The organism is Xanthomonas sp. GW (assembly GCF_014236815.1).
Lineage (GTDB): Bacteria > Pseudomonadota > Gammaproteobacteria > Xanthomonadales > Xanthomonadaceae > Xanthomonas_A.
In genome coordinates this window covers 1,279,728-1,293,999 of sequence record NZ_CP051189.1, presented here as the reverse complement: position 1 = coordinate 1,293,999, position 14,272 = coordinate 1,279,728, and the positions used below count along the sequence as shown (strand labels likewise).

Genomic DNA, 14,272 nt, shown 5'->3' with positions numbered 1-14,272 from the left:
TCCGGTGATCGAGAACGCATTCGAAAGCACGAGGCACCGCGTCAGACGGTGGGCGCTGGCACTGTGCCGCCATTGGCGACGTATTCGAGGCCCGTAATCGATGCGGCACGCAGCCAGACCAGAAAAACGCTCAAGCCGCCAGCTTCTCGCGGCCAAGCCGGGCTGCCCACTGGGGAAGATCGGGCACGAACAAGCGGATTCGGCTCAAGACATGCGCGATGCGCAGGCCCAGCCCAGGCATTCATCGATCAATACGACCGAGATCCGAGTGCGAAACGAAGTTAGGTTCCAAGGGCGCACCTGGCAGCGAATTGCGGAGCGCGCAGATTTGCCGAGTGCCTTGCAACGACTGGAGCGGGCGAAGGGAATCGAACCCTCGTCAGTAGCTTGGGAAGCTACAGCTCTACCATTGAGCTACGCCCGCGTCGCCTGTGCAGTCTATTCGGTGGGCTGGCGGTTGCGCAAGAAATCGGTGTGACCCAACGGCAGCGATGGTGCACCAGCACCCACGCGATCGCAATGCCGATACTTGCAGATGGGATTTTTGTGGGAGGGGCTTCAGCCCCGACGCCTTATCGGTAAAGCGTCGCGGCTGAAGCCGCTCCTACAGTGCGGCGTTTTCGATGTCGCTGCGGTGTGCTGTCTCCGTCGTGCCCGGCGCAAGGCCGGGCACGAGGGACAACGATGGCGCCGTGCTTAGAAGCTGCCGCCGAAGTTCACGAACAGCGACGTATCGTGCGCGCGGCTCTGGCCGGTGGTGGCGGCGATGCCGACATTGCTCTCCAGGCCCCACACCTTGGTCCGCGCGCCCAGCACCACCGAGGCGTAGTTGCGGTCGATGGCCAGGCCCGGCACCGCGTAGGCGCCCAGCTCGGGCATGGTCTGCAGCCACGCGGTGGCCTGCTCGCCCTTCTTGAACTCGTGGTCGTAGGTCGCCTGCAGGTACGGCTTCACCGCGCCGGCGTCGAGGCTGGCCTTCCAGCCGACGCGGCCGACCAGCGACTCCACGTCCTGGTCGTAGTAACCCAGCGCGCTGGAGTTCGGGTTGCTCTCGGTGTAGCCGTCGAGCTTGACCTTCTGCCAGATCGCCGCGGCCACCGGGCCGTGCTTGAACGCGCCCTCGCCGAACTCGTAGCCGCCCTGCAGCGCCGCGGTCAGGTTGCTGCCGTCCGGCGAGCCATTGTGCTCGATGGTGGCCGCCGCCAGATTGACCTTGCGCTTGACGTCGTAGCTCAGCCAGCTGTAGCTGACCTGCGCGTTGACCCAGGCGTGCTCGCCATACCAGCCGGCGAAGCCGCCCAGGGTGCTGTCGTCCTGGGTGTAGTCGCCGCCGCGGTTGCCGAAGTCGGCATCCACGCGGCCGAAGCCGCCGAAGCCGCCGAACACCCACTCGCCGCGCGACCAGTCCACGCCGAACAGGCCGGCCGGGGCCAGGCCGTCGTACAGGTCGCCGTGCGAATAGCGCTGCATGTCGCCGCGCAGGTTGCCCCACCAGCGCATGCCGTCCGCTTCCGGGCGGCCATCGACGTGCCAGGCGACCTGGTCGGCGCGCGAGCGGCCGGTGACCTCGGCCGAGTGGCTCAGCACCTGCTGCAGGCGCGGGCCTTCCAGGATCGACAGCGCGTACTGCGCGAGCAGTTCGTGGGTGCGGCCGGTGGGATGGATGCCGTCGGCGAACACGTAGCTGTCGGCGGCGTCGGCGCTGACGTAGCTGGTCGGGTTGCAGGTCAGCGACTGCGCGGTGATCTGCGGCTGGCAGGCGGTGCCGGTGGAGTTGCTGAAACCGTAGGTGGACGGGCTGGCGATCACTTCCTGCAACAGGTGGAAGGTATCCACCGGAATCACCTGCAGCCCGGCGCTCTTCAGCCCGGCGAACAGCGCGCTGTTGTAGCTGCCGGCCAGCGCGGTGCCCTGTGCCATCGTCGTGGCGCCGCCGGCGCGGAAGCGCGGGGTGAGGCCGACATCGGGAATGGTGGTGACCATGACGTAGCGTGCGCCGGCGTTCTGCAGGTTGGCGACGATGCCCACCTGCGCGGCCACCGAGTTGCCGATCGTGGCCTGAGCCGGTGCGCCGGCCGCGACCGCGAGCAGGTCGTTGGCGCCGCCCCACACGCTGTACAGCGCGTTCGGGTCGGCCTTGCCGCCGTTGGCGGACAGGTAGTTGCTGGTCTGCGTCGCCAGCGACGGCGCCACGCCCAGCGCGCTGGGGTTGGCCACGCCGACGCGGGCATTGCCGGCGGCGTAGTTGTCACCGATCTGGCCGTTACCGTTGGCGTGGCCGTCGGTGTGGTAGTAGTCAGCGATGTACTGCGCCCAGACCCAGTCCGGATTGGTCGTGAACTGGCCGGTCACCGCCTGCGCCGAGGCCGGCAGCAGCGGCCGGTAGTAGCCGGCGTCGGTCAGGCTGTCGCCGAAGAACACGGTGCGGCTATAGGTCTGTTGCGCGAACGCGGGCGCGGCGGCGAGCACGATCGCGGCGGCCAGCAGCGAGCGGAGTGGACGGATGGACGAAGTCATGGATGCCCTCCCGGGCGATAATTGAAGGTGACTCGGGGCACGGCCAGAACATACGCAGCCGCATGGCAGGCATGATTCCACCTCTGCCCCTCACGCTCACGTTGCACTGCCGCAATACATCGCGCGCCTGACGGCACGCACTGCACAATAATGACATGAACATCGAATTGAACGGCCAGGTCCGCCCGCTGCAGCCCCACACCACCGTCGCCGCCCTGCTGCTCGAGGAAGGGCTGGCGCAGCGCCGCGTCGCGGTCGAGGTCAACGGCGCGATCGTGCCGCGCGGCGCGCATGCCGCGCACGCGCTGCGCGACGGCGACCGGGTCGAGATCGTGCACGCGCTGGGCGGCGGCTGAATTCCGCGCGGCGCCCGACTCGGCAGCGCCGGGTGCGATGGGCGATAATCCGGCGATGAACGCTCCCGCCCCCCATGACCCGCTGGTGATCGCCGGCAAGCCCTACCGTTCGCGCCTGCTCACCGGCACCGGCAAGTTCGCCGATCTGGAACAGACCCGGCAGGCCACCGAGGCCGCCGGCGCCGAAATCGTTACCGTGGCGATCCGCCGCTCCAACATCGGCCAGAATCCGGGCGAGCCCAATCTGCTCGACGTGCTGCCGCCGGAGCGCTACACCATCCTGCCCAACACCGCCGGCTGCTACAGCGCCGAGGACGCGGTGCGCACCTGCCGCCTGGCGCGCGAGCTGCTCGACGGCCACAACCTGACCAAGCTGGAAGTGCTGGGCGACCAGCGCACCCTGTTCCCGGACGTGGTGCAGACCCTGAAGGCCGCCGAGATCCTGGTCGCCGACGGGTTCGAGGTGATGGTCTATACCAGCGACGACCCGATCCTGGCCAAGCGCCTGGAAGAAATCGGCTGCGTGGCGGTGATGCCGCTGGCCGCGCCGATCGGCTCCGGGCTGGGCATACAGAACCGCTACAACCTGCTGGAAATCATCGAAAACGCCAAGGTGCCGATCATCGTCGACGCCGGCGTCGGCACCGCCTCGGACGCGGCGATCGCGATGGAACTGGGCTGCGACGGCGTGCTGATGAACACCGCCATCGCCGGCGCGCGCAACCCGGTGCTGATGGCCAGCGCGATGCGCAAGGCGGTCGAGGCCGGGCGCGAGGCGTTCCTGGCCGGGCGCATCCCGCGCAAGCGCTACGCCAGTGCGTCGTCGCCGGTCGATGGGCTGATCGGCTGAGGCCGCGCGCATGACCGATCCGTTCTCCAGCGCTGGCGCCAAGACCCCGCCCAAGCCCTTCACCATTGAGGAAGGCCGCCGCCAGGTGCGCAGCTTCGTGCTGCGCCAGGGCCGCTTCACCCCCGCCCAGCAGCGCGCGTTCGACGAGCTGTGGCCGCGCTTCGGCCTTGACTACGCCGGCCAGCCGCGCGATCTCGACGCCACCTTCGGCCGCACTGCGCCCAAGGTGCTGGAGATCGGCTTCGGCAACGGCGAGGCGCTGCGCTTTGCCGCACGCCACGACCCGGCCCGCGACTACATCGGCATCGAAGTGCATGCCCCCGGCGTGGGCCGCGTGTTGAACGCGCTGGCCGCCGACGCCAGCGAGCACGTGCGCCTGTACCACCACGACGCGGTGGAAGTGCTGGAGCACGAGATCGCCGACGGCGCGCTCGACGAAGTACGCATCTACTTCCCCGACCCGTGGCACAAGAAGCGCCACAACAAGCGCCGCCTGCTGCAGCCAGCCTTCGCCGCGCTGCTGGTGCGCAAGCTGCGCGACGGCGGCCGCCTGCACGCTGCCACCGACTGGGCCGACTACGCTGAGCAGATGTGGGACGTGCTCGATGCCACCGCCGGCCTGGTCAACCGCGCCGGCCCGCGCGGCCACGTGCCGCGCCCGGACTGGCGCCCGCAGACCCATTTCGAGACCCGTGGCCAGAAGCTGGGCCATGGCGTTTGGGATTTGCTGTATGACAAGCCGGGATTGGGGATTCGGGATTAGGGATGAAGAGCGAATCCGCCACCATCCGGACGGGCTGCATCCACGGTACGCCATTGCCGCGGCCGGCCCCGATTCCCGCCGTTATCTAATCCCGAATCCCTAATCCCCAATCCCGGCCCCCAATGGACACCGCGCTGACGCTGACCACCGATATGAAGCTCGTGCTCGGGCTGGTCGGCTTCACGATGGCGATGTTCGTGTTCGAGCGCATCCGCGCCGACGTGGTCGCGCTGGTGGTGCTGGTGGTGCTGGGCGTCACTGGGCTGATCGCGCCAGAAGAGTTGTTCAGCGGCTTCTCCGGCAACGCGGTGATGAGCATCATCGCCACCACCATCCTCGGCGCCGGGCTGGAGCGCACCGGCGCGCTGAACCGGCTGGCGTCGTGGCTGCTGCGCCGCGCGCACGGCGTGGAAGAGCGGCTGATGCTGCTGACCACCGGCATCGCCGGGCTCAATTCCTCGTTCATGCAGAACCCCTCGGTGATGGCGCTGTACCTGCCGGTGGCCTCGCGCCTGGCCGCGCGCACCGGGCTGACCCTGCAGCGGCTGCTGCTGCCGATCGCCGCGGCGATCGTGATGGGCGGCGCGCTGACCATGGTCGGCAACTCGCCGCTGATCCTGCTCAACGACCTGCTGCAGTCGGCAAACAACAACCTGCCCTCGGGCATGGCCACGATCGAGCCGCTGCGCATGTTCGCGCCGCTGCCGATCGGCGTGGCGCTGCTGTTGGCCTCGCTGATCTACTTCCGCGTGCGCGGCGACCGCACGCTGATGGAAGAGGAGCAACTGATCAACAACGGGGTCACCCCGGCGCGCACCGAAAGCTATTTCGCGCGCACCTACGGCATCGAAGGCGACGTGTTCGAGCTGATCGTCAGCGCCGACAGCCCGCTGGTCGGCATGACCCTGGGCGAGGCCGAGACGGTGCACGACGCGCCGCTGCTGCTGGCCCTGAAGACCGGCAACGACACCCGCCTGGCGCCGCCGGCGGACATGCGCATCTGGGTCGGCAGCGTGCTCGGGGTGATGGGCGCGCGGCAGCAGGTGGCCGATTTCGCACAGAACCAGTTCCTGCGCCTGTCCTCGCGGCTGCGCAATCTCGGCGACCTGTTCAATCCCAGCCGCGCCGGCATCTCCGAGGCGGTGATCCCGCCGACCTCGCGCTTCATCGGCAAGAGCGCGGCCGAGCTGCGCCTGCGCAAGCAGGCCGGGATCAGCCTGCTGGCGATCAACCGCGACAAGCAGGTGATCCGCGAGGACGTGCGCAAGGTGCCGCTGCGCGCCGGCGACATGCTGGTGTTCCACAGCATCTGGCAGGACCTGGCGCAGGCCTCGGAGAGCCGCGACTTCGTCGTCGTCACCGACTATCCGAAGGGCGAGCACCGCCCGCACAAGTTCAAGATCGCGATGACGATCTTCGCACTGACCATCCTGATCGCGCTGACCAGCAAGCTGCCGGTGGCGCTGACCCTGATGACCGGCGTAGCCGGCATGCTGCTGACCGGCGTGCTGCGCATGGACGAGGCCTACGCCTCGATCAACTGGAAGACCATCTTCATGATGGCCGGGCTGATCCCGCTGGGCTGGGCGATGGACAGCAGCGGCGCCGCCGCCTGGGTCGCCGGCCACACCATCGCGCGGCTGCCAGAAGGCGTGCCGGTGTGGGCGCTGGAGATCGCGCTGGCGCTGCTGACCACCGCGTTCTCGCTGGTCATCAGCCACGTCGGCGCGACCATCGTGATGGTGCCGATCGCAGTCAACCTGGCGCTGGCGGCGGGCGGCAATCCCACCGCGTTCGCGTTGATCGTTGCGCTGTCGGCGTCCAACAACCTGATGACCGCGTCCAACCCGGTGATCTCGATGATCACCGGCCCGGCCAACTACCAGCCGCGCGAGCTGTGGCGCGTCGGCGCGCCGCTTTCGCTGATCTATACCTCGGTGGTGGTGCTGATGGTCAACCTGATGTCGATGGCCTGGTGGGGCGCGTTCTAGGCAGCACTCACGCCAGGAAAACCTGGCCCTCGCGCACCGCCACCGGCACAGCGAGCAGGCTCTGGCCGCGGCACGGCCCGGACACGCAACTGCCGTGCTGCAATTCGAACGTAGCCCCGTGCGCCGCGCAGACCACGTGGCCTTCGCGGCTCTTCAGGAATTGCCCCGGCGCCCAGTCGAGCCGGCGCCCGGCGTGCGGGCACACGTTCAACCAGGCGCGCACGCCGTCGCCGTCGCGGTACAGCAGCAGCGATTCGATCTCGCCGCCGATCGAGGCCTCGGCTTCGACCAAGCTGCCAGGCTCGATCTGTTCCAGTTGCGCCAGCACGGCGGAAGATGACTCGGTCATGGAAGACGGCGGCAGCACGGAAAGGGCCGCCATTCTTGCATGTCCGCGGTTTGCGCCCTCACTGCGCTTCACCTGGCGACGACATGCAAGACATTGACCTGGCAAGTGTTAATTTTTCGCTTAACGAACTTTTCACTCCGTCACATAAGACAGCGTCGATACTGCGCCCTCGGTTCCAACTGACACAGACTTCTGCCATGCGCGCTCGCGTCTTCAATTTCGATCAGTTCCGGCATGTCTTCGCGCCGCGCAAGCCGCGCCATCCGCTGGTGAAACTGGCCGTCGGCTTGCTGGGCCTGGCGATCCTCGCCGGGCTGGTGTTCGTCAGCGTGTTCGTCGGTGCGGCGATGATCCTCGGCGGCATCGCGATGAAGCTGCTGAGCCAGCGCGGCAAGCGCCCGTCCACGGCGCGCCAGCATGTGGTCGATGGCGAGTACCGCGTGTTGCGCAAGCCGGCGTTGCCGTTGTAAAGCCGGGATTGGGGATTCGTGAAAGCGATATCCGCACGCCTGCCGGAGTCGGGTCGAACCTGACGCGTTAAACTGCCGCATCCCGTTCTTCTCTGGATGCGTGCCCATGAAAGACCTTTTCGCCGCTGCCGAAGCTCCGCGCGTGCCTGTGCGTGGACTGGGTTTGTTTCCGGTGCATCGCATCTATTGCGTGGGCCGCAATTTCGCCGACCATGCGCGCGAAATGGGCGCCAGCGCTCCGGCTTCGAAGGCCGAGCGCGGCCAGCCGACGTTCTTCATGAAGCCGGCCGATGCGCTGGTGATCGGCAGCGACTCCATTCCCTACCCGTCCGCGACCCAGGACCTGCACCACGAAGTGGAGCTGGTGGTGGCGCTCGGCCAGGATGCGCCGGCTGGCGTGCTCGGCGTCGAGGATGCGGCGGCGCTGGTGCTCGCCTACGGCGTCGGCCTGGACCTGACCCGGCGCGACCTGCAGGCCGCGGCCAAGGCCAAGGGCCTGCCGTGGGACATCGCCAAGGGCTTCGACCATTCCGCGCCGATCAGCGAGCTGATCCCGGCCGGCGAAGTCGGCGCGCTGGAGGCGTTGAACCTGTCGCTGGAGGTCAACGGCCAGGTGCGCCAGCAATCGCTGCTCGACCAGATGATCTGGAACGTGCCGGAGATCCTGCACGAACTGTCCAAGCTGTTCGCGCTGCGCGCCGGCGACCTGGTGTTCATGGGCACGCCGGCCGGCGTGGCCGCGCTGCAGCCCGGCGATCGTTTCAGTGCGCGGCTGGAGAACGTCGCTGAGCGCCATGGCACGATCGTCGGCTGAGCGATGCCGCATCGTCGCTGCTGTTTGCTTGCGCGCGGTTTGATCCGGGAACGACAACGACTGCGCTAGGCTTACGCAGCGGCGACAGGCCCGCGCAACGTTCGAGGAATCTTCAATGGGCATGATCCGCGAGTTCAAGGAATTCGCCATGCGCGGCAACGTGCTGGACCTGGCGGTCGGCGTGGTGCTCGGCGCCGCGTTCGGCAAGATCGTCACCGCGCTGGTGGAGAAGATCATCATGCCGCCGATCGGCATGCTCGCCGGCGGCGTGGATTTCTCGCGCTGGGCGTGGACGCTGAAGGCGGCGACGGTGGATGCGGCCGGCAAGGAAGTTCCGCCGGTGGTGATCGGCGTCGGCGATTTCCTCAACACCATCCTCCAGTTCGTGATCGTGGCCTTCGCCATCTTCATGGTGGTCAAGGCGATCAACCGCATCGCGCGCAAGGAACCGCCCGCGCCTAAGGCGCCGAGCGAGGAAGTGCTGCTGCTGCGCGAGATTCGCGATGCGTTGAAGAACGACGCCACGCCGCAGTAAGTGCCGTGCGCAGGCGCGCCACGCGCTGCTAAGCTCGTGGTTCCCCCTGTCGCGGAGTCCTCCATGCGCCGTCTTGCCGTCGTCATCGCCGCCATGCTCGCTGCCGCGTCCGCGGCCGCGGCCGAGACCACCCGCATCCCGGACGCGGCGCTGTCCACCGCGGCCACGCTGCGCGAGCAGGCGCTGGCCGACGACACCGGCTGGAAGGTGGTCGAATCGCTGACCACCGAAGTCGGCCCGCGCATGGCCGGCAGCGAGGCCGATGCGCGCGCGGTCGCGTGGGCCAAGGCAAAGTTCAAGGCGCTGGGCTTCGACAAGGTGTGGACCGAGCCGGTGACGTTCCCGAAATGGGAGCGGCGCAGCGAACACGCGCAAGTGCTCGGCGCCAATGCGCAGCCGCTGAGCGTGACCGCGCTGGGCGGCAGCCCGGCCGGCACGGTCGAGGCGGAGGTGGTGCGTTTCGCCGACCTCGCCGCGCTGCAGGCCGCACCCGCCGGTTCGCTGCGCGGCAAGATCGCCTTCGTCGATTACCAGATGGTCAAGGCGCGCGACGGCAAGGACTACGGCAACGGCGGCGCGGTGCGCAGCAAGGGGCCGTCGGAAGCGATCCGCAAGGGCGCGATCGGCTTCGTGATGCGCTCGGCCGGCACCGATTCGCACCGCGTGCCGCATACCGGCATCACCCGGTTCGACGAAGGCCTGACCCCGGTGCCGGCGGCCGCGCTGGCGGTACCCGACGCCAACCAGTTGGCGCGGCTGGTCGCGCGCGGCCCGGTGCGGCTGCGGCTGGCGCTGGACTGCGGCTGGGACGGCCAGGCCACCTCGTACAACGTGATCGGTGAGATCACCGGGCGCAGCAAGCCCAAGGAAGTGGTGGTGATCGGCGGCCACCTGGATTCGTGGGACCTGGGCACCGGCGCGATCGACGACGGCGCCGGGGTCGGCATCAGCATGGCCGCCGGGCACCTGATCGGCCAGCTCAAGCGTGCGCCCAAGCGCACGATCCGCGTGGTCGCCTTCGCCAACGAAGAACAGGGACTGTACGGCGGCAAGGCCTATGCGCAGGCGCATGCCAAGGACGTGGCGCTGCACCAGATCGCCGCCGAGAGCGACTTCGGCGCCGGCCGCATCTATGCGTTCAACACCGGCTCGGGCGACGCGGCCGGCTCGCGCGAGGCGACCCGGCAGATCGCCGAGGCGCTGGCGCCGCTCGGCATCGCCTACGCGCCCGACACCGGCGGCCCCGGCCCGGACGTGGGTCCGCTCGCGGCCAAGGGCGGCGCCTGGGCATGGCTGGCGCAGGACGGCAGCGACTACTTCGACCTGCACCATACCGCCGACGACACCTTGGACAAGATCGACCCCAAGGCGCTGGCGCAGAACGTCGCCGCATACGCGGTGTTCGCCTACCTGGCCGCGGAGGCGGACGGCGGCTTCGGCAGCCAGGCCAAGACAGTGGAACCGCCCAAGGAGTAAGCTGGCATGCCTGCCGCGGGGATGCGCGCAGGCTTTCCCCTTTCGCAGCATCGCCAGGACCCACGATGGGCAAACGGCAAGGTCGTGCAGGCTCCGCGGTGACGCTGCTGGATGTGGCGCGGCACGCGGGCGTCTCGCCGATGACCGCCTCACGCGTGATCAACCGCCACCCGCGCGTGGGCGCGGCGATGCGCGAGCGCGTCGAGGCCTCGATCAAGACGCTCGGCTACCGTCCCAACCTGGCCGGGCGCTCGCTGCGCACCGCCAGCCTGGCGCGGATCGGCGTGCTGTACAGCAATCCCAGCGCGGCCTATCTCAACCAGTTCATGCTCGGCATCCTCGAGCAGAGCAGCCTGGACGGCAGCCAGGTGCTGGTGGAAAAGAGCGACGACATGGGCAGCCAGCGCGCCGCCACCGAGCGCCTGCTCGACGCCGGCGTGGACGGGGTGATCCTGCCGCCGCCGCTGTGCGACTCGCGGCAGACCATCGAGGAACTGGACGCACGCGGCATCCCGGTCGTGGCCGTGGCCACCGGCACGCCGATGCAGGGCGTCAGTTCGGTGCGCATCGACGACTACGAGGCGGCGTGCGCGATCACCCGGCACCTGATCGAACTCGGCCACCGCGACATCGGTTTCATCAGCGGCGATCCCAAGCACACCCCGAGCGCGCTGCGCAGCCGCGCGTTCTTCGACACCATGGCCGCGGCCGGGCTGCCGGTCGCAGACACGCGCGTGGCCGAAGGCCTGTTCACCTATCGCTCCGGACTGGTCGCCGCGACCGCGCTGCTGCACGCCGCGCCGCGCCCGACCGCGCTGCTGTGCAGCAACGACGACATGGCCGCCGCCGCGGTCGCCATCGCCTACGGCCTGCGCCTGCGCGTGCCCGAGGATCTGTCGATCGCCGGCTTCGACGACACCCCGGTGGCGACCACGATCTGGCCCGAGCTGACCACCATCCACCAGCCGGTCACCGCGATGGGCCGCGCGGCGGTGGCGCTGCTGCTCGGCGAGATCCGCCAACGCCGCGACGGCCTGCCCAGCCGCGGCATCCACCAGGTGATGAAGTACACGCTGGTGACCCGCGGCTCGACCGCGCCGCCGGCTGATCCACCGTTGCCGCAGGCGGCGGGCTAGCGCGTTTTCTTCGCTGTGTTTAAAGGCGACGCACGTCGTAGGCGCGGCGGCAGGTGGCTTCGGGCCATCGATCACGATGCGCTTTCCTGGTAAAACCCGTCGCGACTGAAGTCCCACAACAAACTTGCGGATTGCTCACAGGGTGCACTGTAGGAGCGGCTTCAGCCGCGACAGAAAAGCAAAACCGCCAGGGTTCCCGACTTCGTTGGTCGCGGCTGAAGCCGCTCCTACAGGAGCTTGCGGGACGCCCGCTGGGTGCACTGTGGGAGGGACTTCAGTCCCGACACTGTCCGGTCACGGCACCTCCACCGCTTCGCTCGTCGCGACTGACGTCGCTCACAAGATTCGGTCGACTGCGAATATCCGGGTCGAAAATGCCCAAGGCGCAGTCGACTCCAGTTGTGCTGCGATCCACCTGCATCTGATCCGCACGCATCGCGATCGGGCCACGGCGCCGCAACCCGCATGAAAGGGCCACGGCGGACCGCCCCGACGGCAAGCCGCTATGAGCGGCAGCGGCAGTCTTGCCTACGGCAGATCGAGCAACGCGCATACCTCGCTGCGCAAACCTGTCACTGCCTGCGCGCCGTCCTGGTCGAAGCGCAGCGATGCCTGGGTCGGCGCGAACGCCGGCCAGCGCGGCAGGCCGGCGACGTTCGGATCGCCGCTGCGCGCGAACGCGGCCCAGTAGCGCTGCAGGTTCAGCGGCGGCTGGCCGATCGGCAGGCCCTTGAACACGAACGGCAGCTCGGCACTGTGGGTCACGCGGCCGCCGGGCGCGGCCAGGTCGAACTCGTAGTGCCACACCGGCACGCCCTGCCGCGCCTGCGCGCGCGCCACCGCCAGCGCTGGGCAGCGGAAGGTCAGGTCGGTGGCCAACCGCACCGCCGCATCGCCATAGCGCGGATCCGGCTCGGCCGATGCATCGCGATGCGGCGCCAGCACCTGCGCGGCACGGGCCGGATAATCGCGACGCAGCCGTGCCTCGGCGCCATCAGCGCCGCCATAGGTCAGTTCCTGCGCCACGCTGCCGAGCAGCAGCGGCACCCGCTGCTGCGCGCCGTCGGCCAGCAGCGCCGCCGGTGCGCGCGGCAACACCTGGCCATCGACGATCGCCTGCAGCCAGATGTAGCCGTCGTCGTCCAATGCCGGCACGTCGACGCCCTGCGCCGCCTTCAACAACTGCGCGAACGGCAAGCGCCGCAATGCCGGCAAGCGCTGCGTCGCGCCGATCCCGGCACGCTGCGCGATCGCCGCGCCGAGCGCCTCGTTCTCGCCCAGGCTACGCGGCGGCAGGCCGAAGCCGGCGGTGCCGCTCTGTTCGATCGCCGCGCGGAATAGCCCCTTCGACAGCGGCGACAGCTGCAGCAGGCCCACGTCCTGTGCGCCGGCCGATTGGCCGAAGATGGTCACCTGCGCCGGATCGCCGCCGAAGCGGGCGATGTTGTCGCGCACCCAGCGCAACGCCGCGATCTGGTCGAGCAGGGCGTAGTTGCCGGAGGCATGCCGCGCGGATTCGGCGCTCAGCTCGGGCAGCGACAGGAAGCCGAACACGCCCAACCGGTATTGCACTGTGACCAGCACCACGCCCTGCTGCGCCAGCGACGACGGCAACACGTCGGCACCGCCGGCGACGTTGGCGCCGCCGTGGATCCACACCATCACCGGCTGTTTCGCCGCCGGGTCCAGGCGCGGCGTCTGCACTTCCACGTACAGGCAATCTTCGCTGGAGCGCTGCGCCAGCGCATTGTTCCAGCCGATCGCCGGCTGCGCGCAGGTCGGCGCCGGCTGGCTGGCGTCGCGCACGCCGCGCCAACGCGCCGGCGGCTGCGGCGGCCGCCACCGATTCGCGCCGGTCGGCGGCGCGGCGAATGGGATCGCGCGGAACAGCACGCTACCGTCGGCCTGCACCTGGCCGCGCACGCTGCCCGCGGCGAGCGTCACCTGCGGCGCAGGCGCGGCGGCGGCGGGCGCCTGGCGCGCATTCGCCAGCGGCGCGAGGCCCAGCAGCAGGCACAGCAGTGCCGGCTTCACCGCGCGGCTCCCGACGCCGCGACGCGGCTGCGCCAGGCGCCGAGCAGCACCGCGGTGGCGGCGGCGACGTTGAGGCTTTCCACCGCGCCGCTGCCGGGGATCGACAGGCGTAGTTCGCAGGCCTGGGCGAAGTCGCGGTCCATGCCCTCGCTCTCGGCCCCCATCACGTACACCAGGCGCGGCGGCAGCGCGGCGGCGAACACGTCGTCGCCGCCGTCGACCAGCGTCGCCGCCAGCGCGAAGCCGGCTGCGCGCAATTGCGCCAGCGCCTGCTCCGTCGGCGGCAACCGCACCAGCGGCACCGCCTCGGCGCCGCCTTCGGCCACGCGCGCGGCGGCGCCGGACAGGGCCAGCGTCGCGGTGTCCGGCAGCAGGATCGCGGCGGCGCCGAAATGCGCGGCCGAGCGCAGGATCGCGCCGAAGTTGTGCGGATTGCCGACGCCGTCCAGCCACAACGCCAGCGCCGGGCCCGGCACCAGCCCCTGCAGCCACGCCGCCAGCGGCAGCGGTTCGGCGCGCAGCACGTCGGCGACCACGCCTTCGTGGTGCGCGCTGGCCGCGAGCTTGTTCAGATCGGCCTCCTCCACCACCCGGTAGCCGACGCGGTTGGCCGCGCACCACTTGAGCAGCGGCTGCAGCGCCGGAATCCGCGCCTCGGCCAGGTACAGCTTGCGGATCGCCTCGGGCCGGCGCGCGTACACCGCGCGCACCGCGTTGAGACCGTACAGGCGCAGCTCGCCGCGGTTGGCGTCGGCCGCGCGCGGCACCGGCGCGGCGCGTTCGGGCGGCGCCGGCGGACGCGGACCGCGCGGGCTCTTGCCCCAGGGACTGCTCATCGCGGCACGCTCGGCAGCGCAGCGCATGCGGCGGCAACGCACGGGAAAGAAAGGTCATGACGCATGGGCAAGGTCTCCTGGACCGCAATGGCAACGCACCGTACCGGCGCGACCCGGTGATTTTCGCTCATCCCTGCCCTGTAGG

The 14,272-nt window shown here is 69.6% G+C and carries 13 protein-coding genes and 1 tRNA gene; 9 read left to right on the top strand and 5 right to left on the bottom strand.

Annotation, left to right across the window (positions count from 1 at the left end; genetic code table 11):
* Positions 1-350: 350 nt before the first annotated feature.
* A tRNA-Gly gene (locus tag HEP73_RS05475) sits at positions 351-424 on the bottom strand.
* A 272-nt stretch (positions 425-696) separates the two neighbouring features.
* Entirely contained in the window at positions 697-2,517 is a 1,821-nt protein-coding gene (locus HEP73_RS05470) for an autotransporter outer membrane beta-barrel domain-containing protein (RefSeq protein ID WP_185822420.1), read from the bottom strand.
* A gap of 155 nt (positions 2,518-2,672) precedes the next feature.
* Here HEP73_RS05470 and thiS point away from each other — a divergent pair, with 155 nt between their 5' ends.
* From thiS to HEP73_RS05450, 4 genes are all read left to right on the top strand, one after another.
* Positions 2,673-2,873, top strand: coding sequence for a sulfur carrier protein ThiS (gene thiS / locus HEP73_RS05465; RefSeq protein WP_185822419.1), 201 nt, complete (start codon positions 2,673-2,675; stop codon positions 2,871-2,873).
* Between the two features lie 55 nt (positions 2,874-2,928).
* Positions 2,929-3,723 (top strand): thiazole synthase, encoded by a 795-nt coding sequence (locus HEP73_RS05460; RefSeq protein WP_185822418.1) that lies wholly within the window; start codon positions 2,929-2,931, stop codon positions 3,721-3,723.
* Positions 3,724-3,733: 10 nt separating this feature from the next.
* The gene (gene trmB, locus HEP73_RS05455; protein ID WP_185822417.1) at positions 3,734-4,486 is read left to right on the top strand and encodes a tRNA (guanosine(46)-N7)-methyltransferase TrmB; all 753 of its coding nucleotides are present in this window, start codon (positions 3,734-3,736) and stop codon (positions 4,484-4,486) included.
* A gap of 122 nt (positions 4,487-4,608) precedes the next feature.
* Positions 4,609-6,477, top strand: coding sequence for an SLC13 family permease (locus HEP73_RS05450; RefSeq protein WP_185815499.1), 1,869 nt, complete (start codon positions 4,609-4,611; stop codon positions 6,475-6,477).
* A 7-nt stretch (positions 6,478-6,484) separates the two neighbouring features.
* On the opposite strand, the gene HEP73_RS05445 is transcribed toward HEP73_RS05450, so the two are convergent.
* Entirely contained in the window at positions 6,485-6,826 is a 342-nt protein-coding gene (locus HEP73_RS05445) for a Rieske (2Fe-2S) protein (protein WP_185823309.1), read from the bottom strand.
* A 197-nt stretch (positions 6,827-7,023) separates the two neighbouring features.
* Here HEP73_RS05445 and HEP73_RS05440 point away from each other — a divergent pair, with 197 nt between their 5' ends.
* From HEP73_RS05440 to HEP73_RS05420, 5 genes are all read left to right on the top strand, one after another.
* Positions 7,024-7,296 carry a hypothetical protein gene (locus HEP73_RS05440; RefSeq protein WP_185822416.1) on the top strand — a complete coding sequence of 91 codons (273 nt, stop codon included), beginning with the start codon at positions 7,024-7,026 and terminating at the stop codon, positions 7,294-7,296.
* 106 nt (positions 7,297-7,402) lie between these two features.
* Positions 7,403-8,110 (top strand): fumarylacetoacetate hydrolase family protein, encoded by a 708-nt coding sequence (locus tag HEP73_RS05435; RefSeq protein WP_185822415.1) that lies wholly within the window; start codon positions 7,403-7,405, stop codon positions 8,108-8,110.
* A gap of 115 nt (positions 8,111-8,225) precedes the next feature.
* Positions 8,226-8,645, top strand: a complete 420-nt coding sequence (mscL, locus tag HEP73_RS05430; RefSeq protein ID WP_185815495.1) for a large-conductance mechanosensitive channel protein MscL — start codon at positions 8,226-8,228, stop codon at positions 8,643-8,645.
* A gap of 63 nt (positions 8,646-8,708) precedes the next feature.
* Positions 8,709-10,121, top strand: a complete 1,413-nt coding sequence (locus tag HEP73_RS05425) for a M28 family peptidase (protein ID WP_185822414.1) — start codon at positions 8,709-8,711, stop codon at positions 10,119-10,121.
* A 65-nt stretch (positions 10,122-10,186) separates the two neighbouring features.
* The gene (locus tag HEP73_RS05420; protein ID WP_185822413.1) at positions 10,187-11,257 is read left to right on the top strand and encodes a LacI family DNA-binding transcriptional regulator; all 1,071 of its coding nucleotides are present in this window, start codon (positions 10,187-10,189) and stop codon (positions 11,255-11,257) included.
* A 528-nt stretch (positions 11,258-11,785) separates the two neighbouring features.
* Here HEP73_RS05420 and HEP73_RS05415 read toward each other — a convergent pair.
* Both HEP73_RS05415 and HEP73_RS05410 read right to left on the bottom strand, forming a co-directional pair.
* Positions 11,786-13,291, bottom strand: a complete 1,506-nt coding sequence (locus HEP73_RS05415) for a carboxylesterase/lipase family protein (RefSeq protein WP_458309654.1) — start codon at positions 13,289-13,291, stop codon at positions 11,786-11,788.
* The gene (locus HEP73_RS05410) at positions 13,288-14,127 is read right to left on the bottom strand and encodes a TrmH family RNA methyltransferase (RefSeq protein ID WP_185822412.1); all 840 of its coding nucleotides are present in this window, start codon (positions 14,125-14,127) and stop codon (positions 13,288-13,290) included. Before HEP73_RS05410 ends, HEP73_RS05415 begins: the two co-directional genes overlap by 4 nt.
* Between the last annotated feature and the right edge of the window lie 145 nt (positions 14,128-14,272).